The following is a 26,853-nucleotide window of genomic DNA, read 5'->3' as shown; positions in this document are numbered from 1 at the left end:
GGGAGGGGGCCGGCGGCCGGGGCGATTCCTCGCTCGATCGCCCCGGGCGGCCCGGCTGGCCCCATTGAACCACCGGACGCCCCCCCGAGGAACCCTCTGCCGCGGCCGGGCGGCCGGGATCGCCCGGTCGGGGGCGAGCGGGCGGCCCGATCACTGGCTGGCCTTGAGGAACTTGACGAGGTCGGCCAGCTCCTGGGCAGTGAGCTGCTGGTCGAGGCCGGCGGGCATGATCGAGGTGGTCCCGGGCTGGAGCTCCTCGATGTCGGCTCGGGGGACTCGGACGGCCTCCTCGGCGTTGAGCTGGAGGGTGACGTGGTCGGGCCCCTCGTCGACGATCAGGCCGGAGAGGACGCGGCCGTCGAGCGTGGCGACCACCACGGGCTCGAAGCTGCGGACGAAGCTGGCGCTGGGGTAGGCGATCGCCTCCAGCAGGTCGCGCTCGGTGCGGATCCGGCCGATCCGGGTGAGATCCGGCCCGATCCGGCCGCCGACGTAGCCCATCGCGTGGCAGGTACGGCAGGCGGCCTTCTCGCTGTTGAAGACGGCCTGGCCGCGGCGGATGTCAGCCCGGTCGACGAGGGGGAGCAGCCCCTCGATCTTCGCTCGCTTCCGCTCGGCGTCGGCGTCGATGGCGGCCAGCAGCGTCGCGGCCCGCTCGGCGACGGCCGGGCCGAAGCGGTCCAGCAGCGTGCGGAGGTCGCCGGGCCGGAGCACGGACCGGCTCGGCGAGGCCTCCAGAGCGGCGACGAGGCGGAGCCCCAGCGCCTCGCTCTCCTGCTTCTCGAAGGCGACGAGCAACCGGGGGACCGATAGCGGCCCGGCCGAGGCGATGGCGTCGGCCAGCTCGAGCCGCTGGGCATCGGTCAGGGCGGCCGAGGCGATCAGGTCGGCGGCCCGGGTCTGCTCGGCGGCGGGGGCGTCGGGGTCGAGTAGGTCAAGCAGGAAGGTGAACAGATCCTCGTCCGGCTTGCCAAGACCTCCAGGGAGGGCGGCCAGGGCGTCGAGCCGGGTGGCGACCCCGGCCTGCTCGTCCCGGGCGATCCGGAGCAGAGGGGCACGCAACGCCCCGGCGCGATCGGGAGCGACCCGAAGCGACCGGCAGGCCGCGATGGCCGGCGCGATCGCCTCGGGATGGGCGTCAAGCACGCTGGCGACCGCTTCGACCCAGCCGCTCGGCGACGGGTCGAGATTGGCTCGGGCGATCGCCCCAAGGGCGACGAGCCGGGAGGCCTCGGACCGGCCCTCGTCGGTCAGCGCGGCCGTCACCACCGTCTGGATCTCGGCCGACGAGCCGAGGCGGGCCAGCTGGTCGGCCAGCGCGGCCCGGTGATCCTCGGGCATCTCGCCAGCCCGAAGGAGCTGGCGGTTGAAGTGCTCGGCCAGGTCGCCTCCCCATTCCGGGTGCCGGCCGGCGATCCAGGCGGCGGCCTCCCGGAGATCGGGATCCTCGGCGGAGAGCAGCGGGGCGACGTCGTCGCTGGAGAGGAGGCCGCCGGGCATCTGGTCGAGGGCGATCAGCGCGACGCGGCGGACGGTGTCGTGCGGCGCCGAGAGGCCGAATCGGGTGGCGTCGGGCTCGGCCAGTTCGATCAACGCATAGGTGATCGAGTGCAGGATGGTCCAGTGCGGCGGTTCGGGCACGTCGGCCGAGGCCTGGAGCAGAACGGGAACGGCCGTCGGATCGCCCAGGCGGCCGGCGGCCTCGGCGGCGGCTCGGCGGTTGTGGGGGGAGCCGGTGTGCAGCAGGTTGAGCACGCGGTCGATCGCCCCGTGGTCTCGGCGGACGCTGACGACGTGCAGGGCGGCCTGAACCACCGTCTCGTCCTCGTCCTGCAAGGCGATCCGGGAGATCGCCCGGGCGTCCGGGTCGTCGATCCGGCTGCTCGCCCAGACGGCGTTGCGGCGGGCCTCGGCGTCGGCCGAGGAGCGGACGACGGATTCGAGGGCCGGGACCGCCTCGGCCCCCAGCCGCCCGAGGGAGGCGACGGCCCGATCCCGGACGGCGGGGCGGGGGTCGCCCAGCCGCTCGGCGAGCTGGTCGGCGGAGGCGTCCTCCCAGGCCAGGGACAGGCCGCGCGGGTCCTCGACCTTCGGGGAGCCGACGCGACGGATCCGGTAGATCGCCCCCAGCACGTCGGGCTTCCAGAGCTGCGAGGTCGGGCAGCAGAGCTTGTACCAGCCGCCGGTGTCGACGACGAGGATGGACCCATCGGCGTCCTCGAGAACGTCGGTGGGGTGGAAGTCGGTGTTGTCGGAGGAGATCAGGTCGCTGTCGATCGTGGTGAAGGAGCCCCCCTCGGGCGTCAGGACATGTCGGCTGACGGCGCGGAGGTTGAACTGGCAGGCGAGGATGTTGTCCTTGAAGTCGTCTCCCAGTCCGGTGCCCTTCAGCCGCTCCAGCCCGGCGGGGGCGGCGGGGCCCAGGTGGGTGAGCACGGGAAGCACGCCGGGCCGGGTGCGGGGATGGCCCTCGATGACGTCGTGGACCTTGCCGTAGACGCCGCCGTACAGGGCGTGGATCAACCCGTCCCGGAAGCCGCCGGCGGGGTACTGAAAAAAGGTGGTGGTGAAGATGCGCTCGCCGCCGGGGGTGAACACGACGTCGACGGGGTTGTCCATGCCTCCGGTCATCACCGGCTCGATCGGCCCCGAGCGGTCGGGACGCCACCGGAAGATGTGCGAGGCCCGGGTCACGAACGGCTTGCCGTCGGGGCGCTCGTAGGTCTGCTCGGCGAAGGCCCCCTTGCACCAGTAGATCCAGCCGTCCGGGCCGGCGTAGGGGCCGTGCAGGTCGTTGGCGCAGCCGGTGAGGGTCCCGGCGTCGAGCCAGACCGCTCGATCGTCGGCCTCGCCGTCGTCGTCGGTGTCGGTCAGCCTCCAGATCTGAGGGGGGGCCGAGACGTACAGGGAGCCGTCGAGCCACATCGTCCCCTCGGGGAACATCATCCGGTCGGCGAACACCGTGCGGCGGTCGAACGTCCCGTCGCCGTCGGTGTCTTCCAGGCGGAGGATGCGGTGCGGCTTCTCCTCGAGTTGCACGTTGACCGGATCGTTCGAGCCCGACGACTCGGCGACGTAGAGCCGGCCCCGCTCGTCAAAGGCCGCGGTGATCGGCCGCTCGACCAGCGGCGGCCCGGCGGCGACCTCGACCGAGAAGCCGTCGGGCAGCGAGAAGGTATGATCGCCCAGCGCGACGATCTGGTCCGCCGTCGTGGCCGTCGTCGGCAGGAGGAGCGAGAGCAGGGCCGGAATCGTCGTCGCGAAGGCTCGCATGGCGAGGGGTCCCCTGGGGGAAGGCTCGGGTCGTCGGCCCCATTCTGACCCGATCGGCCGCGACGGACAACGATCCGGGCCTCTCCGGCAGGGCGATTGCAAGGTCCTCCTTGGCTGATTCTCTCTTGAGTCTTCGGAAGGGCGTCCTGTTCCCGTCCGAGGGCTGCCCCCGATAATCACGACACCGGCGGACTCGCTGCGAGTTGCCTTCCAACACCGGACCGACCCGCGGCGTTCGCCACCCCTTCGCCTTCCTGCTGACCCTGGCCATTCTCGGCCTGCGACCACGCGGCGGCTCTGGTGCGATGCGGTGACCGCCGAGGCGGTGCGCGAGGCATTGAGCTTCGCTGGGCTGCGGAACCTGGCCCGGGTCGACTGCCAGACGCGGCCGCCTGACGGCATGGTGATGCGCGAGACGTGTCCCTTCGCCGCCAGCCCCGACCCGACGCGGGTCATGCCGGCGCGGCTGCTGAAGCTGGAGCGGAGGCATTGGGAGGTCGAGAACGGGCTTCACTCTGTGAAAGGACCGATCGTGGGACGAGGACCGGCACACCGGTCGAGGTTCCGGGCTGGCGGCCGGCTGCACGACCCTGCGGCCGGCGGCCCTGACCGTGCTGCGGAGCAGCGCGTCTGCCGCGGTCGCCGGGTCGATGCGAGGGGTGGCTGACGCCCTGTGCTCGGGATGTCGGCCGGGCGATCAGCCTCATGAGAGGCCCAGACTTCTGAACGTTGCGGTCGTCCTGGAGGCCGCCGGCCCAGGCTTGCCATTCCCATCGACACCCGTCTCATGCCGTTCGGCCCGTCCGGGGCCGAATCGACCTCGTTGCAGGGGCCGCCATGTGGCAAAGCCCCCTATCGGCCGGTAAAATCGGGAGGAAAAGCGGATTTGCGGGCCGTTTGCGCGGTTTTTCCGCGCTTTTGGCTCCGGGCGGCTTAAGAATCGGCGGAGGTCCTCGCCATGCTCATCGAATTCCGAGTCGAGAACTATCGCTCGATCCGCGATGAGCAAATCCTCACCATGGAGGTAGGCCGATCGGGTTCCAAGGAAGATCCAAGGGCGAGGGAGGTCGCCGGGTATCAGAGGAAACTCCTGCCGGTCGCTGCCCTCTACGGCGCGAACGCGAGCGGCAAGAGTAACGTGCTCTTCGCCTTGGCGTCGATGCGGGATGCCGTGCTCCTCTCGCTCCGGCACTGGTCACCCGACGAGGGCATCCCCCAGGACCCATTCGCGTGGGGGAAGAAGCGGGAAGAGCCGACGTCCTTCGAGATCGAGATCGTCCTGAACGGCACCCGCTTCCGCTACGGCTTCCGCTTCAATGACCGGGTCTTCCTGGGTGAATGGCTCTTCGCCTGGCCGAATGGCAAGAAGCAGATCTGGTTCAGGCGGGAGGGAGACTCCTTCTCGTTCGGAGACAACCTGAAGGGGGAGAATAAGGTCATCGAGGAGGTCACGCGACCCAACGCGTTGTACCTTTCGGCGGCCGCCCAGCTCAAACACACGCAGCTTTCCCCGATCTATTCGTGGTTTAGCTCGATCGAGACGTTCGGCTTGCGTCCCCGCAGGCCTACCGGATCGATGTTCGTAGGACCAGGTTCGTCGCAGTACACCATCGCCACCATGCTGGAAGAGGCGACTCAGCCGACCCTCTTCTCCGACGAGGGGACGCCCGGCCCCCTTGCGCAGCGATTCAAGTCCCTCCTCAGAAACGCCGACGTCGGCATCGTCGACGTCCGGGTCGTCAGGCAAGACCAGGGTACGAGGCTCCCTTGGCGTTTCGAGTTGAAGCATCGGAGCGAAGAGGACGAGGCATGGCTACCGCTCGAGGAAGAGTCTCGCGGGACGCAGACCCTGTTCCGGCTCGCGCTGCCGATCTTGAGGGCGATTGAGCGGGGGAGGCTCCTGGTCGTCGACGAGTTGGAGGCCAGCATGCACCCCAACCTCGCCATGCATATCGTGCGGCAATTCAATGACCCAGACATCAACTCCCACGGCGCCCAGCTCATCTTTTCGACGCACGATACCAATCTGCTCGGGACGCTTTCCGGCGAGCCGGTCCTGAGGCGAGATCAGGTCTGGCTCACGGAGAAGGATGAGCACGGCTCAACGGTTCTCTATCCACTTTCCGACTTCAAGCCGCGGAAGGACGAAAACGTCGAACGTGGCTATGTCCAGGGGCGTTTCGGGGCCATCCCATACCTGGGCAATTTTCGCCTCGGCGCGGAGTGAGCCGCAATGAGCTTCGGCCCCGATCGCCGCCGAAGGCCCGGCCGGCGCCCTCCGACTCGTTCCCCGAAACGAAAGATCCTCATTGTCTGTGAGGGAGCGAAGACCGAGCCCCAGTACTTCAAGCAATTCGCCAGCGTGCATCGCGCCGCGATCGTGCAGGTTGACGTCATCCCCGGATCGGGCGTACCCCTGACCGTCGTTCAAGAGGCGAAACGGAGAAAGGCCAAGGCGTCAGAGGACGCGAGGAGGGAGAACGATCCCTACCTGAAATACGACCTCGTCTGGTGCGTGTTCGACGTCGACGATCACCCCCACCTGAAGGAGGCCCTCCAGACGGCCGAACGCAATGGGATCGATGTCGCGTTGTCGAACCCATGCTTCGAACTTTGGCTGATGCTCCACCTCAGGGACGCACCGGGGTCCATCCATCGACGTAAGGCCCAGGCGATGATGAAGAGGCTCGTCGCGAACTATGACAAAAGTGTAGACTTCGATGTCTACCGCGACGGATATGCAAGCGCCGTTGCCCGAGCGAGGAAACTCGATGAGCTTGCGGAGGCCGATGGTGAGCCGGGCAGGAATCCAACGACGAACGTGTATGTGTTGACGGAAATGATCGCGAACCCCCCGGGGGGCTTGTCGGTCTGAAAATGCAGATGGCGCTCCCGATCTTTTAATGATCGACATTAAATCGTTTGATTTTGCCCCTGCGGTCCCACTGGACATCCTGACGCCAGCGCCCGGAGGGGGCGAACACCATGCCCGCGAACGCCCGACACTCAGAGACGCCCAAGAACCTCGGTTTCACCGGGTAAGATCGAGGAGTTCCGCGAGATGCCCGCGGCGGTCTCGCAGGATCTCGATCCCGACCTGTTTCCGTCCGAGGGCTGCCCCCGATAATCACGACACCGGGTGACTCGCTGCGGGTTGCCTACTAACACCGAGCCGACCCGCGGTATCGCCGCGGCGTTCGCCACCCCTTCGCCTTCCTGCTGACCCTGGCCATTCTCGGCCTGCGACCACGCGGCGGCTCTGGTGCGATGCGGTGACGGCCGAGGCGGTGCGCGAGGTGTTGAGCTTCGCTGGGCTGCGGGGCCTGGCCCGGGTCGACTGCCAGACGCGGCGGCCCGACCGCACGGCAACGCGTGAGAGGCATTACATCACCGCCAGCCTCGACCCGACTCGGGGCATGCGGTCGTGGCCGTCGTGGCCGTCGTCGGCAGGAGGAGCGAGAGCAGGGCCGGAATCGTCGTCGCGAAGGCTCGCATGGCGAGGGGTCCCCTGGGGGAAGGCTCGGGTCGTCGGCCCCATTCTGACCCGATCGGCCGCGACGGACAACGATCCGGGCCTTTCCGGGAGGCAGCTCGGCGGGAGGCGGCCAGAAAAAAGAGAGCCGGGCCTTGATCCTCACGCGGCGTGAGGTCGTACCCTTCCGACGGTCCCGGCGACCGCCGGCGACGGGAGCATCGGCATGATCGGCGATCCGCCCTGGAAGGTCGGCGAGCTGGCCCGCGGAACGGGCCTGACCGTGAGGACCTTGCACCACTACCACGAGATCGGCCGGCTCGTGCCGAGTCTGCGCAGCGGATCGGGCCACCGGCTCTAGTCCAGCCGGGAGGTCGAGCGGCTCCAGCAGATCACCTCGCTGCGGGAGCTGGGCTTCCGGCTGGCGGAGATCCGCGCCTGCCTGGCGGTTCCGGCCTTCTCGCCCCGGAGGTTGGTCCGGGCCCATCGGGAGCGGGTCGAAGCGGAGATCGGTCGGCTGACCCGTCTGAGCGATCGGCTGGGCCGGCTGGCTATCAGCACGCCGATGATCGCGATCACCACGAGCAGCGCGATCAGCGTGAACCCGAGTCGGGACTCGGGGGTGCTGATGCTCAAGGCGCTCCACGAGGGTGAAGAGGAGGGCGGGATCGGCCGCCTGCGGGCTCGCCCTCGGCAGGCGCGGGGTGGTCCTGGAGGCTCATCGGGCATGGGGAGGGCGACCGCGGAGCGGCCGGTGCCGCCGGAGAGCCGCACGATCCGAGACGGGCGACCCGGCTCGACTCGGCTTCGTGCCCGGTTCTTTAGAGGAAGTGGAGGCCGGACGATCGGCCCCGCGCGTGTCGGCCCCGGCGGTCGTGCGAACCGGCCGGCGGCCAGGCGGGACACTCCAGTGTAGGCCGAGGAGAGACGGATCGTCCATCATGCATTGGTATCGTTGAGCCGCTGATGCAATCGCGACGGCCGGATACCCCTGTCGTCGGCGACGCCGCCCGCCGTGCGCGCGACCCCGATCCGCTCGCAGCGGGGGGGATCGACCCCGGTCGGGGGGCCGGCCCTGGCTGCGCGCGCCCCGAGATCGGGCGGGGCTCCCGGATGAGGGGAAGCGGCCGGCCCCAAGGGGGGGGCGACGCGTTGTCCAACACCCCGGGACCCCCTATGATGAGGGGTCGGATGGCGACATCGGTCGGGGTCGGCCCGCCCCGGGACGATCGGCTCGCGCCTCCGGGAGTGTGCCCAAGGTGATCGGCACGACGCTCAAGCGGCGGTTCCTCGTCGAGCGCGAGCTGGGGCGCGGCGGGATGGGTGCGGTCTATCGCGCGATCGATCAGACGCTGCAGCGCAGCGTCGCCATCAAGATGCTCCGGGAGCTCGGCGGCGAGGAGGTCGGCGAGCGGCTCCGCCTGGAAGCCCGGATCCTCGCCCGGCTGCAGCACGACCTGATCGTCCGCCTCTACGACTTCGACGAAGAAGACGGCCTGTTCTACTTCATCATGGAGGAGGTCCAGGGGCCGAGCTACTACCGCCGCTGGAAGTCGCTGGCGATCCCCGAGCGCCTGGCCGTGCTCGCCGGGGTGGCCGAGGCGCTCGACTACGCCCACCACCAGGGGATCATCCACCGCGACATCAAGCCCGGCAACGTCCTGCTCACCCCCGACGACCGGCCGAAGCTCTCGGACTTCGGCCTCTCGGTGGTGATGGAGCAGGGCCAGGAGACGGGCGTCGCCCGCGGCACCCCGCTCTACATGAGCCCCGAGCAGGCCCGGGGAAAACGGCTCGACCCGAGGTCCGACCTGTACTCCCTCGGCGTCCTGCTCTACGAGGCCACCGTCGGCGAGACCCCGTTCCAGGGCTCTCCGATGGCGATCATGGCCCAGCAGGTCAAGACCGCTCCGGTGCCCCCCCGCTCGCGCAATCCCGAGCTCTCGGCCGAGCTGGAGGGCCTGATCCTCCGGCTGATGGCCAAGTCTCCCGACGCCCGCCCCTCCTCCGGGGCCGAGGTCGCCCGGGAACTCCGCGCCCTGCTCGAGGGCGACGGCTGGCGGGCCAGCGGCCGATCGGCCGGAGAGGTGATGGCCGAGACGGTCGCCGTGACGGCCCCGGCCTGTTCCAGCGTCCCGGCCCTCCGCGACGCCCCGGCCGCGTCCCCCGCCCGCGTCGCCGCTCCGGCCCCCATCGGCAGCAAGGCCGACGCCGAGGCGATGATCGCCGAGGTCGAGCGCGTTCCCATCGCCCTCTCCCCCGAGGAACGCTACCTCAGCGGCCACTACCTCGCCTACCTGCTCGGCGGCTCCCGGCGCCGGGGGATCTTCCTCCGACGGCCGCTCGACCCCCTCAACGCCGACCGCGCCCGGCTGATCCTGGCGATGGCCTGGCTGATGCTCGGCGAGCCCGGCGAGGCCGAGATCGACCGCGCCGCCCGGATGCTCGACGCCCGCCCCGACATCCGCCCCCGCCTCAGCCCGATCGTCGTCATCAAGTACCTGCGCAGCCGAGACGAACCCGCCAAACGCAAGCGGTTCCGCAAGGTCCGCAACCAGCTCCACGAGGCCTCCTCCCGAGCCAAGGAGTACATGACCGACGCCCGGGGCCTGCTCAACCCCGGCCTGATGCCCCAGGTGCTCGCCGACCTGAGGAAGATCGCCCCCGACCGCGTCGCCGTCGACGACGATCTCGTCTCCCGCTGGAACCGCCTGGCCGAAATCTGGCGCGCCCGCCCCGAGTTCCGGCGCTCCGTGCTCCGCTACGCCACCCTCCGCGCCGCCGACGACCCCGTCAGCGTCGACCTCTGGCCCGAGGTCGTCCACCCGCTGATCGAGCGAGCGCTCTGGCAACGCCGCCTCCGCTCCCGAGCCGAGGGCTTCTGGGACGCCGCCGGCCGCGTGCTGTTTTCGCCGCCACCGGGCGTGCACCTGGACCGCCAGATCGTCCGCTCGGTGCCGACCCGAGACGTCGACGAGCTGGACGAGTCGATGGAGCACTTCCAGGCCGAGCCCGAGTACCTCGAGGCCGCCCTGGAGGACGACGCCCCCGCCTCCGCCGAGCCCGTCAGCGGCAACCTGACCATCAGCCGGGAGTCGCTCCGCGCCATCACGGCCGAGGGCGAATCCTCCCGGGAGTTCGTCCCGCTGCTCGCCCCCGACCCCGAGTGCTTCACCCTGGGCGAGCTTCGCGAGCTTCGCCGCGAGGCGATCGCCGCGCTCCGGGACCGCTCGGGCACGCAGGGGCACCGGGTCGTCCCGGTCGGGCCGTACCGCCTGGTCGTCGTGGCCTCGGTTCGGGGGAACAAGGCCGGCACGGTGGCGATCCAGGGGATGCCGAACAAGCAGATCGAGCTGCTCGTCCCCTCGATGGCCGGCGGCGGCTCGGGATCCCGCCCGATCGTCGCCGTCTGGCATCATGCCAACCGCAGCATGGTCATCGCCCACCTCGACCAGCGCGGCCAGCCCCGCTACGTCCTCTGGAACGCGGCGATCAACCAGCAGTCGGTCCACCCCGACGTCGCCGACCTCAACAGCGAGCTGCTCGCCCAGAACCTGGAGGCCCCCGACCGCCCCGACCGGGCGCTGGTCAAGGGCTCCTGGTTCTCCGGCAGCCGATCGTAGCGCGGGCTCCCGTCGCCGTCCCACCGTCCGGCCGATCGCTCGATCGCTCAATCGCTCGGGGGGCCGTCCCCGATTCGGGACTCCCCGGCCAGGACGGGGCGGCCGCCTCCCTCGGCGACCGGCTCTCCCCGATCCAGTCTGGTCCGATCTGATCCGATCTGATCCGATCCGATCCCCGGGGGAACGACGACGGCGAGCCCCTGGGCCGTGGGGCTTATCGGCGGGCGGGTCCTCTGGTACAACGGCATCGAGGAGGGGCTCCACCCCGTCCGGGACGTCGAGCACGGCATCCTCGTCGATTCGATTCCGGAAGCCGCCAGGCAGGACGACCTCCGGCCGCCGTTCCGCTCGCCGATCGGGCCGATCGGGGCCGATGACGGGGGCCCGACGTGCCCTCCCCCGGCCCGGCCCGGTTCCACCGCCCGAGCTCCCCTGACCGACTCCCGCCCCGGCCCGGAGGACGACCGATCGCCATGCCCGCCCCCACCCTCCGCATCCTCGGCGGCACCGTCTACGACCCGATCCACGACATCGATGGCCAGACGATGGACCTCTGGGTCGCCGACGGCCGGCTCGTCCCCCCTCCCGACGACCCGTCGACCTTCTCTGGCAAGACGATCGACGCCCGGGGCTATGCCGTGATGCCCGGCGGCATCGACATGCATTGCCACGTCGCCGGGCCGAAGGTCAACGCCGGCCGCTTGATGAGCCCGGCCTCCTACCGGGAGACGCCGGGCATCCCTCGGTCGGCCGCCACCCGGTCCGGCCTTGTCGGCCGGGTGCCCACCACCTCGGCCACCGGCCACCTGTTCGCCGGCATCGGCTACACCACGGCGATGGACGCCGCGATCCCCCCTCTGCACGCCCGAGCCGCTCACGACGAGCTGCGGGACACACCGATCCTCGACAACGGCTTCTATGTTCTTCTGGGCAACGCCCATCGCGTGCTCGACTGCGCCGCCCGGGGAGACCAAGAGGCGCTGGACGCCTACGCCGCCTGGGCCCTCGACGCCGCCAAGGGCTTCGCCCTCAAGGTCGTCAATCCCGGCGACGTGGAGGACTACAAGCAGGTCAGCCGCAAGGCCGTCCGAGAGCTGGACGAGGACGTGACCGGCTTCGGCGCCTCTCCCCGGCAGGTCGTCGTCGGCCTGGCCGCCGCCGCCGACCACCTGGGCCTTCCCCACCCGGTCCACATCCACTGCAACAACCTCGGCATCCCCGGCAACTGGCGGACGACCCTGGCCACGATGCAGGCCCTCGACGGCCGCCGAGGCCACTTCGCTCACATCCAGTTCCACAGCTACGACGGCGACCCCGCCGACCCCCGCAGCTTCTCCTCCGCCGTCCCCAAGCTGCTGGACTACGTCCGACGCCACCCCGAGCTGACCCTCGACGTCGGCCACGTCAGCCCCGGCCCCGCCATGATCCTCACCGGCGACCCCCGCGCCGGCGACCGGTTGCATCGACAGCTCGGCGCCCCCTGGTACAACGCCGACATCGAGCAGGAGAGCAGTTGCGGCGTCATCCCCATCGAGTACCTGCCCCAGAAGAACCTGATCGCCGCCGTGCAGTGGGCGATCGCCCTGGAGTGGTACCTCCTGATGGACGACCCCTGGCGCCTCGCCCTCACCAGCGACCACCCCAACGGCGGCGCCTTCTACCGCTATCCGGAGATGATCTCTCTCCTGATGGACCGCGCCTTCCGCGCCGAGGCCCTGGCGACCATGCCGAAGGGGCTCCGAGACCGCTCCGTGATCCACGAGCTGGACCGCGAATACTCCCTCTTCGAGATCGCCATCCTCACCCGGGCCGCCCCCGCCCGGATGCTCGGGCTCGACGCCCGCAAGGGGCACCTCGGCCCCGGCGCCGACGCCGACATCGCCATCTACTCCCCCAATCCCGACCGCCGCGCCATGTTCGAGCGTCCCCGATGGGTCCTCAAGGCCGGCGAGCTGGTCGTCGACGACGGCCTTGTCGTCTCCGAGCCCGCCGGCCGCACCTTCACCGTCTCCCCCGAGTTCGACCCCGGCCGCCTCCCCGCCATCCGAGCGTGGTTCGAGCGCGACTACTCCATCCGCTTCGCCAACTACGCCATCCCCGCCGACGATCTCCCGGCCGCCGAGGTCGTCTCCCCCCGCCGGGTGTGATCCCGACGTCCTCGGTCGCCTGTCGCGCTGTTGCCACCCGCCACGCATTCCTCCAGCCAGTCCTCGAACCGGCTCACCCGGAAGGTCCAGCCCATCCCCCTCGGAGGGCGCCCCCCCAACTCGGGCTGGAGCGCTCGGCCGATCCGTGGTAGAGAGGGGGTTCGACCCGGGCCAGGAGGGCCCGGGGAAGGCCGGGAAGGATGGTGGCAGGGAGGTCGCCGATGAGGATCTGCATGGTCACCACCTTCTTCGGCGCCCACAGCTTCGGCGGCGACGCCGCCTACGTCGAGCGCCTCTCCGGGGCGCTCGCCCGGAGGGGGCATGAGGTCCACGTCGCCCATTGCGTGGATGCCTTCGAGTCGGTCCGAGGCCGGCACCCGCTCCGGCCGTTCGAGCCGCCGCCGGGGGTGACGGTCCACCCGCTTCGGAGCCGGTTCGGCATCCTCTCGCCGATCGCCACCCAGGCCACCGGCCGGCCCTACTTCAAGGCCGAGGCGCTGCGGGGGCTGATCGACGACCTGAGGACCGATGTCGTCCACTTCCACAATATCTCGCTCGTCGGCGGGCCGGCCGTGCTGGAGCTGGGAGCCCATGCGATCCGTCTCATGACGGCGCACGAGCACTGGCTCATCTGCCCGATGCACCTGCTCTGGAAGTACGACCGCCGCCGCTGTGAGACGCCCGAGTGCGTGAAATGCTGCCTCGTCGGCCGCCGGCCGCCGCAGGTGTGGCGGTCGACGGGGCTGATCGACCGCTCGCTCCGGCAGCTCGACGCCCTCGTCTTTCCCAGCCGCCACGCGCTGGAGGAGCACCGCCGGCGCGGCATCGGCGCGCCGCTGGTCCATCTCCCCTACTTCCTCCCCGACGACTGGTCCGGCGGCATTGAGGACGAGGACCCGCCCGAGTCGGCTCGCCCCTACGTGGCCGCGGCCGGCCGGCTGGTCCGCATGAAGGGGTTCCAGCGGCTGATCCCCCTGATGAAATACCTCCCCGAGGTGGACCTGCGGATCGCCGGCACCGGGCCCTTCGAGGGCCGCCTCCGCGCCCTCGCCGCCGGCCTGCCCAACGTCCGGTTCGAGGGGCTGCTCGGCCGGGAGGAGCTGGCCCGCCTCTTCCACGGCGCCCGGGCGGTGGTCGTCCCCTCGCTCTTTCCGGAGACGTTCGGCTACGTCGTGCTGGAGGCCTTCGCCGTCCGCACCCCGGTGATCGTCGACGCCGAGGGGGGAGCCCTGTTCGAGAACGCCGCCCTCAGCGGAGGGGGCCTCGCCTATCGCTCCGACGCCGAGCTGCTCTGGTCCATCCGCCGCCTCGTTCACGACGACGAGCTGCGCGACGAGCTTTCGCACGCCGGCTACTCCCGACGGATCCAGGAGTGGTCCGAGGCCGCCCACCTCGACCGCTACTTCGACCTCATCGCCACCATCCGGGCCGGCCGGGCCTCCCGGGGCCCGCACCTTCCCCGCCTCGGCGAGCTCGCCTCCGGGAGCCTCCGGGAGCCGACGACGGCGGATGGCTGAAGCCGGATGAGGGTCGTCGGATCGGGGGCCGGCAGGCGGCCGGCCGCCGATCGATCAGGCCCCGCGACGGCCGGGGACCAAACACGGCCGGAAGGCCGAGGGACCGACGCGATCGGTCCTCGACCCTCCGGCCTTCGTCCTTGGCCTTCCGCGATCGGTGCCGGGCGTCCCGGCCGCCTTACCGAGAGCCCGCCACCTCCGGCGACGGCGCCTTGGTCATCCCGGAATGGCCGTTGCCGCTGCCATTGCCGTTGGCCGAGGGATGGGCCATCGGGAAGCCTCCCAGCGCGGTCTCGCCGTGCTGGCTGAGGTCGAGGCCGATCAGCTCCTGCTCCTCCGTGACCCGGATCGGGATGATCAGGTCGACGATCTTGTACAGGATCAGCGATCCGAGGAACGCGAACGCCGAGACGATCACCAGGGCCAGCATGTGATAGCCGAACAGGGTGAACTCCCCCTCGGCCAGGCCCCCGTCGGCGAAGACGCCGGTGAGGATCATCCCCACGATGCCGCCGACGCCGTGGCACGGGAAGACGTCGAGCGTGTCGTCCAGCGTCGACCTCGTCTTCATGTGCACGGCCAGGTTGCTGACCACGCTGGCCACCAGGCCGATGACGATGCTCTCTCGGACCGTGACGAAGCCCGCCGCCGGCGTGATCGCCACGAGGCCGACCACGGCGCCGATGCAGGCCCCCAGCGCCGAGGGCTTCTTCCCCAGCATCCAGTCCCAGAAGATCCAGCCGAGCATCGCCGCCGCCGAGGCCGTGTTCGTGGTCGCGAACGCGGTGGCCGCCAGCTCGTTGGCCCCCAGGGCCGAGCCGGCGTTGAAGCCGAACCAGCCGAACCAGAGCATCCCCGTGCCCAGCAGCACATACGGGATGTTCGCCGGCACGTGCTCCTCCTTCGCCTTGTGGCTGTGCCGGCGGCCCAGGATCATCGCCCCGGCCAGCGCCGCGAAGCCGGCCGACATGTGCACCACCGTGCCGCCGGCGAAGTCCAGCACGCCCCAGTTCCGCAGCAGGCCGTCCGGGTGCCAGGTCATGTGCGCCAGCGGCGAGTAGATCACCAGGCTGAAGAGCACCATGAACAGCAGGTAGCTGGAGAACCGCACCCGCTCAGCAAACGAGCCGGTGATCAGCGCCGGCGTGATGATCGCGAACTTCAACTGGAACAGCGCGAACAGCAGCAGCGGGATCGTCGGCGAGAGCGCCTCGCTCGTCGCCCCGCCCACGCCGTCGAACATGGCGAACGTCAACGGGTTGCCGATCACCCCGCCGATGCTGTCGCCGAAGGCCAGGCTGAAGCCGACCGCCACCCACAGCAGGCTGATCACCCCCAGGGCGATGACGCTCTGCAGCATCGTCGACACGACATTCTTGAACCCGACCATGCCGCCGTAGAAGAACGATAGCCCCGGCGTCATCAGCAGCACCAGGGCCGCCGAGGTGAGCATCCAGGCCGTGTCTCCCGTATCCGCGGCGCCGACGGGCGCCACCTCGGACGCGCCGCCCTTGACGAACAACGCAACGGCCGCCAGGGCCACCAGGATCACGAAGGGGAGAGGTTTTGCGCGATTCATGAGCATTCCTGTCGCCGAAAGAGGCAGGAGTGGAGGCCGGTCGCGGGCGGCTCGGTGCCCGGATGCGGCCGCCCGACGCGGATCGCATCCGATTATCCCGTTAAACTGAAACAGCTTGCGGCGAAACGTTCCGCCTGGCCGCCCCACGACTGCCGGAGAGGATTTCGAACGACAGACCCGGAGAAGGCATCCGGCGTGCCGTCGCATTCGGAGGCAGGCCCGGGCGCAACTCCGGAGGCCCGCGGTTCGCCCGGCAAGCGGGCTGGCCTCCCTTCGGCCGTCCCGCTGCCGCGCTCGGCGATCGGTCAGCCCTCCCCGACGATCAGCTCCAGCTCGGCGAAGATCGGACGGTGGTCGGAGGCGACCTCCTCCTCGAGGACCCGGATCTCGACCACCCGCCACCGGGCCTCGGGGCGGACGAGGATGTAGTCGATCTGTCGGGTCGGCTCGACGGCCGGGAACGTGGGCATCGGCTCGGCGTTGGCCCGGGTCCAGTCCTCGTCGAACCGAAGGAGCACGGCGCTGTCGGGCCGGGCGTTCAGGTCCCCCATCAGGATCGTCGGCCGATCCGGGTGCTCGGCCGCGATCTCGGCGATCCGGGCCGCCGAGGCCAGGCGTTCCTCGTCCGGCGGCCGGTAGTCCAGGTGCGTGGCGAGGACCCGGATCGAGCCCTGTCCCCCCGGCGCTTCCAGATCGACGACCAGGCAGCCCCGCTGCTCCCCCTCGTAGGAGCTGGGCAGGGGAACGTTCCGGCTGGCCTCGATCGGCAGGCGGGTCAGCAGGGCGTTGCCGTAGTCTCCTCCCTGATAGGAGATGTTCCGCTCGAAGACGGCCCGGGTCCCGGTCAGCCGGGCCAGCTCGGCCGGCTCGTCGATCCGGCCGCTCCGTTCGACCCCGCGGTCGACCTCCTGCAAGGCGATCACGTCGGGCCTCTCGTCGTTGATCACCCGGGCGATCCGATCCAGGTCGACGACGTCGTCGGTCCCTCGCCCGTGGTGGATGTTGTAGCTCAGGACTCGGATCCGCACCGGCTCGTCGGCGGAGGCCGGCACGGCGACGGCCGCCGCCAGCAGGAGGGCGGCCGTCGTGCGGAAGCGATTCGGGACCATGGTGTCCTCGCACTCTCGGGAGTCGTCCGGGAAGCAGAGCGGGCCAGTGTACCCCGGGATCGCCGGCGCCGTCAGCCGCCCCCCCGCCCTCCCGCCCTCCCTCCCGTCGGCTTCCGGCCGGGGCTTGCGGGGAGGAGGCGGCCGGCGTAGCCTCCGAGCCGGGCCGGGAGAAGCTCCAGAGGCGATCCCCCGGCCCGACCCGAACCCGACCGACCGGAGGCCCCGATGCGCACCCTCCTCTCCCCGGCGATCGCCGCCCTCGCGCTGCTCCCCGCAACCTCCCCCGCCGCCGACCCGGTGCCTCGGTTCGGCGTCTTCGAGGAGGCCCTGGAAGCCGATCGCGACTACGACAACCCATTCTGGGACGTCGATGCCACCGTCACCTTCGCCTCCCCCTCGGGAAAGCGAACAACCGTCGATGCCTTCTGGGACGGCGGCCGGACCTGGCGCGTCCGCTTCAGCCCCGACGAGGCCGGTTCCTGGTCGTGGCGGTCGGCCTCCTCGGTCGGCGACGTCGGCCTCGAGGGCAAGACCGGGGCCTTCGAGTGCCTCCCTGACGAGGGGGACAACGAGCTGCTCCGCCGCGGCCCGCTCCGGCTGGCCGACGACCGCCGGTCGATCGCCTTCGCCGATGGCTCCCCCTTCTTCTGGCTCGGCGACACCGCCTGGAACGGCGTCCTCCGCGCCCATCCCGAGCACTGGGACCGCTACCTCCGCACCCGGGCCGACCAGCGCTTCACTGTCATCCAGTTCGTGACGACCCAGTGGCGGGGCGGCCGAGCGGTGCTCGACGACCTCGCCTTCGAGGGCGAGCAACGCATCCGAATCCATCCGAGCTTCTATCAGAAACGCGACCCGATGATCGCCGCCATCAACGATCACGGGATGGTCGCCGCGCCGATCCTGCTCTGGGCCCTGACCGAATCCGACCCCGGCCGCGCCCTACCGATCGCCGACGCGGTGCGGTTGGCCCGCTACGAGGTCGCCCGCTACGGCGCGTATCAGGTCGTCTGGCTGCTCGGCGGCGACGGGCACTATCTCAGACCGGACGAAGTCGAGCGCTGGAAGGCCATCGGCCGAGGCGTCTTCGGCGACGACGGCGGCAACGACCGGGGCCGCCTCGCCTCGCTTCATCCGTCGGGGCAGGCGTGGGTGGGGGACGTCTACGCATCGGAGCCGTGGTACGACCTGATCGGCTACCAGTCCGGCCACGGCGACAACGCGGATCACCTCCGCTGGCTTGTCCAAGGGCCGCCGGCCCGACCATGGACCGAGCAGCCCGAGCTGCCGATCATCAATATGGAGCCAAACTATGAGACGCACCCGTCGTACCACAGCGACACGGTGTTCGGCGCCTTCGAGGTGCGCCGGGCGTCGTACTGGTCGCTGCTCGTCTCTCCCCCGGCCGGAGTGACCTTCGGCCACAACGCCATCTGGGTCTGGAACGACCGCCCCGGCCTGGCCGAGGGGCACGAGGGCATCGGCACCGTCGCCCCCTGGACCGAGGGGCTCGACACGCCCGGCGTCCGCAGCATGACCGTCCTGCGCGACTTCTTCGAGTCCGGCCCCTGGCCCTCGCTGCGGCCCGATCCATCCCTGCTGCGGAGCCAGCCCGGCTCGGACGACCCCTCCCGGTTCGTCGCCGCCGCGAGCACTCCCGATGGCTCCTGGGCCGTGTTCTATTCGCCCCGAGGGGGGACGATCTCGCTGGACTCCTCGAAGTTCGACCGTCCGATGGCCGCCCGCTGGTTCGACCCCCGCTCCGGAGCCTTCCGGGAGGCCGGTCCGGTCGGGAAGGGCCCGGTTTCGTTCGAGGCCCCGAGCGATGAGGACTGGGTCCTCGACCTGCGCCCGGCCGACGCGTGACGCCGGTTTGGTCGGAGCGGGGAGGACCCCCTCGGGGGGAGGCCGAGGGGCGATCGCCACCTCCCCGTCCCTCCGGGGGGACCGGGATCGATCGCCTCCGATCGGAGGCGGCCGAGCCCCGGGGTTCTCCCCGTTCGAGCCGGGCCTCTCCTCTCGGGAGGCCCGAGTCAGCGGCTCGAGACCTTCCGGCCCTCGGGGGCGCGGAACTCCAGCGGGGCATCGGCCACGAAGGTGGCGACGAGGCCGGAATCGGCGCCGCAGGGAAGGCGGAGGATCAGGTCATGAGCCCCTCGGGAGAGATCGACCTCGACTGACCGGGTCGGGTCGTCGCCGGAAGGATCGGTCAGCTCCAGCGGTCGGCCGTCGAGCCAGGCGAGGAGCCCGGCGGCGGGGGAGTCGATGACCAGCGTGGCCGGCAGGTCGGCCGGGGAGACGATCGGGGCGTGCAGGTAGACGGCCTGCTTCGGGTCGTCGCCGACCAGGGCGGAGAGGTCGACTCGACCCTCGGCGTCGGCCCTCAGGCGCCGCCAGGGCTGCGATCGGCCGTCGGCGCCGCGGACGTCGATCGAGGTGTCGATCGGGCCGCTCGGGTCGACGGCGGGTTCCCCCTCAACCTCGGCCAGCGGGCCGACCGCCTGGAACTCGCCGACGATGCTGACGGGCTTGCGCAAGGTTTCCAGGAACGCGAGCAGGTCGACGAGCTGCTCGTCGGTCATCTGCTGCGCCAGCCCCTCGGGCATCAGCGAGACGTCGCTGACCCGCTTCTCGTCGATCTCGGCCGGGTCGACCGCGATCCGCTGCCCCTCGGCCGTCTTCAGCACCAGGCGGTCGGCCGACTCCTCCACCGGCAGGCCGGTGACGACTCGGCCGTCGGCCAGCGCGAGCACATAGCTCCGATAGTTGTAGCCGATGGCGGCGCTGGGGCTGAGGATCGAGGTCAGAAGCCCGTCTCGGCCGTACTTGGTGCCGATCGTCGACAGGTCGGGGCCGACCCACTGCCCCCGGCCCTGGACGCGGTGGCAGTCGGCGCACTGCGACTCGCCGGCGGAGGAGAAGGCGATGCGGCCGCGCTCCGGATCGCCTCGGCGGGAGAGCAGCTCCTCGAACGAAGGCAGCGGCCGGTCGCCTCCGATGCCGGCCAGCGGCAACACCTCGGCGGCCCTCCGGCGGATGTCTCGGTCGGGGTGGGCGTTGAGCATCGTCGTCGCCTCGGCCTTCAGGTCGTCGGGCAGGGCCCCCTCCCCGGCGCGATCCAGCAGCAGGCGGGCCGACTCCACCCGCATCGAGGCGGCCCGCAGCGCCTCGCGGCGCAGGCCGAGCGGATAACCGTCGTCGGCGACGATGGCGACCAGCTCGTCGCGGTCGAGTCCCAGCTCCGGCAAGGTCCGCAGCGCGGCCTCGGCGACCGGGTCGGAGCCGCCGGACTGCCGGGCATGGCCGATGAGGGCCTCGAGCATCTCCCTCGCATCGGGGGGCCGGATGCTCCCGAGCGCCTCGACGGCGGCGATGCGGACGGGGAGAGGAGCGGTCGTGTCCTTGACGAAGGACATGATTTTGTCCGCATGCGAGCGGTCGCCGGTCGCGGCGGCCGCGGCGATCCCCTCGGCCCGGGTTCCGGGGTAGTCGATCGCGGCGGCGATCGACTGTCGGACGCGGGGATCATCGGCCGCCTCCCGCCAGTCGCCGGCCAGTCTCCTCGCGAGCGTGGCGAGCACCTGACGCTCCCGCACCGGGTCGTCGACCGCGAACAGCAGGTCGGCCAGGGCGACGGCCCCGGCGGGGTCGGACACCTGGGCCAGCACGTCGTCGGCCGCCTGCCGGAGGTCGGAAGTGGCGAGCCGGGGCAGGATGCGGGAGAGCAGCGGCAGCACCTCCGGCCCGTGGAGCTCCCACATCAGGCCGAGCGTCTTGCTCAGCGCGTTGGCCGGCGGCAGCTCCTCGCCGGTCGCGAGAAACGCCTCGTTGCGGTCGACCGGGAAGTACGGCGGCAGCGCCGCGGCGGCGGTGCCCCCGGCGGCGTCCAGGTCGAGGTCGCCGTAGAGGGTGCCGTCGAAGAGCTGAGCCAGGTAGTCCGGCTCCCGGTCGCGGAGGGCCAGGCCCAGCGCCTCCAGGTACCAGCGGTCTCGGCCGTCCCACGAGGAGGCCAGTTCCCTCAGCGCGTCGCCGACCTGATCGGTCGGGAGGTCTCGGAGTGCCAGGATCAGCTCGCGACGGACGCCGGGATCCGGGTCGATCGCCCGGGAGAGCAGGGCGTCCAGGTGCCCCAGCGCCGAGGGGGGCCGCGGCCGGGCATCGCCCTGGAATTCGATGGTCCCCTCCCGGCTGACATCCCGGCCGAGGATGCGGACGGCCTGCTCCCGGAGCCGAGGGTCGGCGTCCGAGAGGGCGGCGATCGCCGGCTCGTCCCCCTGGATCGCGTGCCGTACCCAGAGGGCTCGGGCCCGGTGGATCGGCTCTCCCTCCCGGTCCAGGGCGTTCAGGGCCTCGACGGCGGCCTCTCCCCGGGCGATCAGTCCTCGTCTGGCGGCGTCCTGGGTGGCGACGACCGGCGACTTGAGCGCCTCGATCAGCCCGCCGATCGTCCCGAAGTCGGGCGCCGGCCGCCCGACCTCCGCCCTCCTCGGGGCGACCCGGTAGATGCGGCCGGTGGTCTGGTCGCTGAAGGCGTGGCCGCCGACGCCAGCGTCGTACCAGTCGGCGACGAAGAGGGAGCCGTCGGGAGCCGAGGCCATATCCACGGGGCGGAACCAGGGATCGTCCGACGACATGAGCACCTTGTACTCGGTGCGGAAGGCGGCGCCGTGGCGGGTGATCGGGAAGAAGTTGATCTGCCGGGTGCCGGCGTCGGCCTCGAAGACGCCGCCGAAGTACCCTTCGGGCAGCAGCGATCCCTCATACACCATGATCCCGCACGGGCTGCCGTTGCCCGTGCCGACGAGCTTGGGCACGTTGCCGGGCACGTCCTCTCCCCAGTGCCGGGGGCTGCCGGGAGTGCGGTAGCCGTAGGAGCCGCCGTCCATCACCCAGATCACGCGAGAGCCTCGGTTGCCGTCGTCGTCATTATCCGAGGTGAATATGTTCCCGAATGAGTTCAGACTCGTCTCGTAGTTGTTCCGCTGGCGGTCGGCGATGACCTCGAACTGCGTCCCGTCTCGGTTGACGCGGAGGGTGGTGGCGAGCTGGTCGGTGGAGACGCGGCGGCCGGAGGCGTCGGTCACGTCGAAGTTCTGGACGATGGTACCGCCGTCGGGCTGGACGGAGCAGCAGCCGTCGCCGTGGGTGAAGTAGAGCTTGCCGTCGAGGCCGAGCACCATGCCGTGCACGCCGTGGTCGCTGTCGATGCCGCCGAAGCCGGTCAGCAGCGGGTATCGGGCGTCGGCCCGGTCGTCGCCGTCGGTGTCCTCCAGCACGAGCAGGTTTGGGCTGTTGCCGACATAAACTCGGCAGCCGGCGTAGCGCCCGTCCTCGTCGTACCGCTCCTCGACGGCGATCCCCATCGGGACGGGGAAGATCGAGTCGGCGAAGACGGTGACCGTGTCGGCGGTGCCGTCGCCGTCGGTATCTTCGAGGATCTTGATGGCATCGGCGCCGTCGATCCGGTCGAACTTCGGGTTGCGGGTGGGGCGGTAGTTGAGCCCCTCGGTCACCCAGACGCGCCCTCGGGAGTCGATGTCGATGGTGGTCGGGTTGACGACCATCGGCTCGGCGGCCCAGAGGGTGGCCTCCAGGCCGTCAGCCACGATGACCCTGGCGGCGGACTCCTCCGGCCCCACCTGGGCTCGGGCGGTCGGGACGGTCGGAGACAGCATCCCGAACGCCGCCAGCGCCGCGGCGGCGGCGGTCACGATGCGGTGTGATCCTCGGCTCGGATGCGACATCGTCGGCTCCTGGGCTGGCTCGATCGGCATCGCGACCCCCCGGACGGGCGGGTGGGGCGGCTCGCGGGAGATCGGGCGGACGGACCCCTTGGGCGCGGCGGGACGAGAGGACGGCCGCCGCGGGACGGGTCCATTGTCCCGAGGGGGGGAGGCGGAGTCCAGGCTCGGGGCAGAGGGAAGGGCCCTCGCCAAGCGGTCGGGCCTCGGGGAAGCGATCGAGCAGGCGATGCCCGCTCCCCGTGCCCGGCCCGGCCGGGCCTCACTCCGGAGGCCGGAGGGGAGGGCGGGGCCCGAGGGCCCCTCGAAGGGCGGCGACCTCCCGATCGGTCGTGCCGCAGCAGCCGCCGAAGAGGCGGACCCCCCGGGCGAGCAGCCGGCCGATCGTCTCCGGAGCCGGCTCGATCTCCGGCCCGGCCCCGACCCAGGGCCCCGACGGTTGCAGCACCAGCGGCAGGCCGACCGGCTCCCGGATCCGACCGGGCAGCCCGACCGCCCTCGACGGCGGGACGCAGTTCCAGCCGATCGCCCGCACCGGCACCCCGTCGAGGCCGTCCCCGAGGGGAGGCAAGGGGGCGTCGTCGGCCACCAGGGCGAAGGTCACGATCAGCGGCAGGCCCGTCTCGGCGAACAGCAGAGACAGCCTCGGGCCGATCGGGGAGGAGGTCGCGTTGGTCTCCAGGATCAGGGCGTCGACGCCGCCGGCCGCCAGGGCTCGGGCCTGGTCACGCTCGGCCTCCGGCGACCCGGCCGTCGGCCCGATACAGCCGAGGACCAGGCGGTCCGGCCCGGCGGCCGCTCGGGCGATCGCGGCGGCCTCCCGGTTGATGGCCGCCGCGTCGTCGGATCGGCCGAAGCGGGAGAGCCAGGAGCGGTTGGCGCCGAAGGTGTTCGTCGTCAGGGCGTCGGCCCCGGCCAGGGCGTCGAGCCGGTGGACCCGGGCGACCTCCTCGGGCCGGTCGAGGCACCAGAGGCAGGGGTCGTCCGAGGCCGGATCCAACCCCCGGGCGATCAGCCGGGTGCCCATCGCGGCGTCGAGCACCAGCGGGTCCTCGCCCAGCGCTGCCATCAACAATTGTCCGCTAATTATTGATCGTGATTTGTTGTCGGTTGGACGGTGTCGGTCAGCCCCGGGTTTTCGTCCGCTTGCGGTACTTGGTGCTGACCCGGGTGAGGAAGCGCTGTTCCTCGGGGGAGAGGGAGTCTCGGCCGGAGGCGTGGATCTTGGCGAGGATCTCGTCCATCCGGCGTTCCTCGGCGGCCTCCTTGGCCGACTGGCGCTGGCGGCGGGCCTCGGAGCGCCGGCGTCGCCAGCGGGCCAGGGCGTTCTCGCGGTAGGGGCGGACCTTCGGCCCGGACCCTTCGAGGCTGGTGTACCCTTCGGAGAAGTCGTAGCCGAAGAGGTTGTCCTCGTAGTAGCCGCCGTCTTCGAGCATCCGGGTTTCGTGGCGGACCATCACCTCGATGAGGATGGCCAGCGAGAGCAGCTCGAAGCCGCCGGCGCTGGGGCTGAAGAACAGGATGCGGATGACCCCGGTGATCGCCAGCAGCACGGCGAAGGAGCGGGCCATCCAGGGGGCGATCAGGCCGTCCTTGGTCGAGGTGAGCGACGGGCCGGCGAGGTAGGCGCGGAGCGCCCGGCCGCCGTCCAGCGGCAGGGCCGGGATCAGGTTGGCCAGGAAGAGGACCCAGTTGAGGTAGCCGAACCAGCCGATCCACCAGATGGCGGAGAACGCGACGGCCGGCTCGCCGTCGATCATCGGGGCGCCGCTGCCGGTGCCGCCGTGGCCGAAGGGGTTGAGCACCAGGTGGGCGTCGACGAACAGCAGGCCGCCGAACAAGAGCGCCGCGATCGCCAGGCTCGTCAGCGGGCCGGCCAGGGCGACGGTCATCGCCTCCCGAGCCCGGGCGACGGACACCGGGGCCGGGCCGGCGAAGTTGCCCAGGGGCCAGAGCCGGACCTCCTCCGAATCCAGGCCGAGCCGTCGAGCCGCCGCGGCGTGCCCCACCTCGTGGGCCGCCAGCGCCAGGCCGAGCAGGCCGAGCCACGACGCCGTCTCGAGCGGGTCGACCGAGCTGTCGGCGTCGAAGAGAGTCGCCCCCAGCAGCTTCACCGCCGCGAAGACCACCAGCAGGAAGTGCAGGCGGATCGGCACGCCCGCCCACCGGCCCAGGTTGATTGACCAGGAGAAGGGATCGGACATGGCGGTCCACTCGCGGGGGAAACCGGGCGGAATTCGGCCGTCAGCCGCCGCTGTCGCCATCGGCAATCGTGCAGGTTCAGTGTAGCAGTTCGGCCCGGCGGCCCGCAACGACGCCCGATGCGTCCGGGCCTGGGGGCCCCGACCCGCGATCGGCCGCCGCAAGCCCAGCGCCTCCCGGGCCGATCCCCTCCGGTCGGGGAGCGATCCCCCTGCCGATCGCCGGCCCTCTTGGTCGATCGGAGGATCCGGATGGGAAGGCGCCGGCCCGGGGGCACCCGGAGTGATGCTCCGATGGCCGATCGGACCCGGGCCGGGCCTCGCCCCGCTTGACCGGGCCGAGGGTCGGCCGCTACAGTCGCCCGGTCGGCGGCCGGGCGGCCGGGGGACGGTTTCACCGCCGCCGAGGGGGATCGAGGCCGAGCCGTGACCGACCGACCGCCGGACCAGGACGACCAGGCGACCAGCCCCGGGCTCACCGTCCCGGTGCCGCTGGGAGATCGGTCCTACGCCATCCGCATCGTCTCCGGCGATCCGATCGGCTTCGGCCCCTTCGCCCGGTCGAGCCTGGACGCCTCCCGGGCCGGCCGGGGTTGCCGGGTCGCCCTGGTGGTGACTGATGCCAACGTCGCCGCCCTCGCCTCCCGACATGCCGAGGCCCTGGCCGGGCAGGGGATCGCCGCCGAGGTGGCCGCCGTCCCTCCGGGAGAGGGGAGCAAGTCGCTCGACCAGGCCGCCGTGCTGCTCGACCGGCTGATCGCGATGAAGGCCGACCGCCATGCGGCCGTCGTCGCCGTCGGGGGCGGCGTGGTGGGGGACCTGGCCGGCTTCGTCGCCGCGACCTACGCCCGGGGCGTCCCCTTGCTGATGGCGCCGACGACCCTGCTGGCCCAGGTGGATAGCTCCGTCGGCGGCAAGGTCGCCGTGAACCGCCCGGCGGCCAAGAACATTGTCGGCGCCTTCCACCAGCCGGTCGGCGTCTGGATCGACACCGACTCGCTCGAGAGCCTGCCTCCCCGAGAGCTGCGCTGCGGCATGGCCGAGGTGGTCAAGTACGGCGTGATCCTCGACGCCTCCTTCTTCGACGAGGTCGAGCGCACCGCCGACGCCATGCTCGCCCTCGAACCGGGAGTGGTCCGTCGCGTGGTCGCCCGCTGCTGCGAGTTGAAGGCCGAGGTCGTCTCGCAGGACGAGCGTGAGCAGACCGGCCTCCGCGCCGTGCTCAACTTCGGCCACACGATCGGCCACGCCATCGAGGCCGTGGCCGGCTACGGCGGCCCCTTCCAGCACGGCGAGGCCGTCTCCGCCGGCATGGTCGCCGAGGCCCGCCTGGCCGAGCGCCTCGGCTGGATCGACGACAGCCTGGCCGACCGCCTCTCGAACCTCCTCCGCCTGCTCGGCCTGCCCACCTCCGCCCCCGGCCTCGACCCCGACGCCCTGCTCGACGCCATGACCCTCGACAAGAAGAACCGCGGCGGCCGCATCCGGTTCGTCCTGCCGCGTCGCCTCGGCCTCGTCGAGCTGACCGACGCCCCGACCGAGGCCGACCTCCGGGTCGTGCTGGGCGAGCTGACGTCGCCCGCGGTTTGACCAATCGCTCATTTCCTGGGCCGGAAGGCGGCGATGCGGTCGGGGTCCGTCTCCAGGCGGGGGCCGCCGATGAGGTCGACGCAGTAGGGGACGGCGGGCATCACGGCGTCCAGGCACTCGGCGATCGCCCGGGGCTGACCCGGCAGGTTGATGATGAGCGACCGGCCTCGGATGACGGCGGACTGTCGGGAGAGGATGGCGGTGGGGACCTTCCGCAAGGAGACGGCGCGCATCAGCTCGCCGAAGCCGGGCATGGGCTTCTCGGCGACGTCGAGCGTGGCCTCGGGGGTCACGTCCCGGGGGGCGGGGCCGGTGCCTCCGGTGGTGACGATCAGGCAGCAGCCCTCGGCGTCGGCCAGCTCGATCAGGGCGGCGGCGATCCGGTCGCGATCGTCGGGGACGAGCCGAGGGACGGCGTCCCAGGGGCTCGTGAGGACCTCGGAGAAGTACTGGTGGATGGCCGGGCCGCCTCGGTCCTCGTACTCGCCCCGGCTGGCGCGGTCGGAGACGGTGACGATGCCGATGCGGGCGGGGGCGGTCGAGGGGGTGGGCGCGTCGGTCATGGCTCGGGGATCCGGGTCCGGAGGTGTCGGGTCGGGTC

Annotated in this window: 16 protein-coding genes and 2 pseudogenes; 9 read left to right on the top strand and 9 right to left on the bottom strand. The window is 71.3% G+C overall.

The genetic code is table 11. The annotated features are described in order from the left end of the window. Positions 1-150: 150 nt before the first annotated feature. Positions 151-3,273 carry a PVC-type heme-binding CxxCH protein gene (locus TsocGM_RS05865; RefSeq protein ID WP_158633397.1) on the bottom strand — a complete coding sequence of 1,041 codons (3,123 nt, stop codon included), beginning with the start codon at positions 3,271-3,273 and terminating at the stop codon, positions 151-153. A gap of 958 nt (positions 3,274-4,231) precedes the next feature. On the opposite strand from TsocGM_RS05865, the gene TsocGM_RS05860 reads away from it, so the two are divergent. Further along, positions 4,232-5,500, top strand: a complete 1,269-nt coding sequence (locus TsocGM_RS05860) for an AAA family ATPase (protein ID WP_126724368.1) — start codon at positions 4,232-4,234, stop codon at positions 5,498-5,500. A 6-nt stretch (positions 5,501-5,506) separates the two neighbouring features. Next, positions 5,507-6,148, top strand: a complete 642-nt coding sequence (locus TsocGM_RS05855) for an RloB family protein (RefSeq protein WP_126724367.1) — start codon at positions 5,507-5,509, stop codon at positions 6,146-6,148. 507 nt (positions 6,149-6,655) lie between these two features. Here TsocGM_RS05855 and TsocGM_RS25845 read toward each other — a convergent pair. After that, on the bottom strand, positions 6,656-6,811 hold the full coding sequence (locus TsocGM_RS25845; protein WP_158633396.1) for a hypothetical protein: 156 nt from the start codon (positions 6,809-6,811) through the stop codon (positions 6,656-6,658). Between the two features lie 160 nt (positions 6,812-6,971). On the opposite strand from TsocGM_RS25845, the gene TsocGM_RS05850 reads away from it, so the two are divergent. Both TsocGM_RS05850 and TsocGM_RS27875 read left to right on the top strand, forming a co-directional pair. Beyond that, positions 6,972-7,106, top strand: coding sequence for a MerR family DNA-binding transcriptional regulator (locus tag TsocGM_RS05850; protein ID WP_126724366.1), 135 nt, complete (start codon positions 6,972-6,974; stop codon positions 7,104-7,106). A 30-nt stretch (positions 7,107-7,136) separates the two neighbouring features. Then, positions 7,137-7,232 (top strand): annotated as a pseudogene (locus TsocGM_RS27875) (MerR family transcriptional regulator); the annotation flags it as partial. 65 nt (positions 7,233-7,297) lie between these two features. Here the strand turns inward: TsocGM_RS27875 and TsocGM_RS27870 are convergent. Next, positions 7,298-7,474: pseudogene (locus tag TsocGM_RS27870) on the bottom strand (prepilin-type N-terminal cleavage/methylation domain-containing protein); the annotation flags it as partial. Between the two features lie 530 nt (positions 7,475-8,004). Between TsocGM_RS27870 and TsocGM_RS05840 the strand changes: the two are divergent. The 3 genes from TsocGM_RS05840 (at position 8,005) to TsocGM_RS05830 (ending at position 14,032) form a co-directional block, all read left to right on the top strand. After that, the gene (locus TsocGM_RS05840) at positions 8,005-10,368 is read left to right on the top strand and encodes a serine/threonine-protein kinase (RefSeq protein ID WP_126724364.1); all 2,364 of its coding nucleotides are present in this window, start codon (positions 8,005-8,007) and stop codon (positions 10,366-10,368) included. A 473-nt stretch (positions 10,369-10,841) separates the two neighbouring features. Continuing rightward, positions 10,842-12,515, top strand: coding sequence for a formylmethanofuran dehydrogenase subunit A (locus TsocGM_RS05835; RefSeq protein ID WP_126724363.1), 1,674 nt, complete (start codon positions 10,842-10,844; stop codon positions 12,513-12,515). Positions 12,516-12,736: 221 nt separating this feature from the next. Next, positions 12,737-14,032 carry a glycosyltransferase family 4 protein gene (locus TsocGM_RS05830; protein ID WP_126724362.1) on the top strand — a complete coding sequence of 432 codons (1,296 nt, stop codon included), beginning with the start codon at positions 12,737-12,739 and terminating at the stop codon, positions 14,030-14,032. Between the two features lie 178 nt (positions 14,033-14,210). On the opposite strand, the gene TsocGM_RS05825 is transcribed toward TsocGM_RS05830, so the two are convergent. After that, the gene (locus TsocGM_RS05825) at positions 14,211-15,611 is read right to left on the bottom strand and encodes an ammonium transporter (RefSeq protein ID WP_126724361.1); all 1,401 of its coding nucleotides are present in this window, start codon (positions 15,609-15,611) and stop codon (positions 14,211-14,213) included. Between the two features lie 305 nt (positions 15,612-15,916). Then, positions 15,917-16,720, bottom strand: coding sequence for an endonuclease/exonuclease/phosphatase family protein (locus TsocGM_RS05820; RefSeq protein ID WP_126724360.1), 804 nt, complete (start codon positions 16,718-16,720; stop codon positions 15,917-15,919). A gap of 225 nt (positions 16,721-16,945) precedes the next feature. Between TsocGM_RS05820 and TsocGM_RS05815 the strand changes: the two genes are divergently transcribed. Then, positions 16,946-18,586, top strand: a complete 1,641-nt coding sequence (locus TsocGM_RS05815) for an apiosidase-like domain-containing protein (RefSeq protein WP_126724359.1) — start codon at positions 16,946-16,948, stop codon at positions 18,584-18,586. A 167-nt stretch (positions 18,587-18,753) separates the two neighbouring features. Here TsocGM_RS05815 and TsocGM_RS05810 read toward each other — a convergent pair whose 3' ends face one another. The 3 genes from TsocGM_RS05810 to TsocGM_RS05800 form a co-directional block, all read right to left on the bottom strand. After that, the gene (locus TsocGM_RS05810) at positions 18,754-22,464 is read right to left on the bottom strand and encodes a PVC-type heme-binding CxxCH protein (RefSeq protein WP_233578408.1); all 3,711 of its coding nucleotides are present in this window, start codon (positions 22,462-22,464) and stop codon (positions 18,754-18,756) included. A gap of 259 nt (positions 22,465-22,723) precedes the next feature. Continuing rightward, complete coding sequence (locus TsocGM_RS05805) at positions 22,724-23,530, bottom strand: homocysteine S-methyltransferase family protein (RefSeq protein ID WP_126724358.1); 807 nt, start codon at positions 23,528-23,530, stop codon at positions 22,724-22,726. Between the two features lie 55 nt (positions 23,531-23,585). Next, positions 23,586-24,665 (bottom strand): site-2 protease family protein, encoded by a 1,080-nt coding sequence (locus TsocGM_RS05800; protein WP_126724357.1) that lies wholly within the window; start codon positions 24,663-24,665, stop codon positions 23,586-23,588. Positions 24,666-25,088: 423 nt separating this feature from the next. On the opposite strand from TsocGM_RS05800, the gene aroB reads away from it, so the two are divergent. Then, the gene (gene aroB / locus TsocGM_RS05795; protein ID WP_126724356.1) at positions 25,089-26,252 is read left to right on the top strand and encodes a 3-dehydroquinate synthase; all 1,164 of its coding nucleotides are present in this window, start codon (positions 25,089-25,091) and stop codon (positions 26,250-26,252) included. 8 nt (positions 26,253-26,260) lie between these two features. Here aroB and mog read toward each other — a convergent pair whose 3' ends face one another. Continuing rightward, the gene (gene mog, locus TsocGM_RS05790; RefSeq protein WP_126724355.1) at positions 26,261-26,815 is read right to left on the bottom strand and encodes a molybdopterin adenylyltransferase; all 555 of its coding nucleotides are present in this window, start codon (positions 26,813-26,815) and stop codon (positions 26,261-26,263) included. Positions 26,816-26,853: the final 38 nt, after the last annotated feature.

This window comes from Tautonia sociabilis, assembly GCF_003977685.1.
Taxonomy (GTDB): domain Bacteria; phylum Planctomycetota; class Planctomycetia; order Isosphaerales; family Isosphaeraceae; genus Tautonia; species Tautonia sociabilis.
The sequence above is the reverse complement of the archived record's forward strand: the minus strand, read 5'-3'. Positions and strand labels throughout refer to the sequence as shown.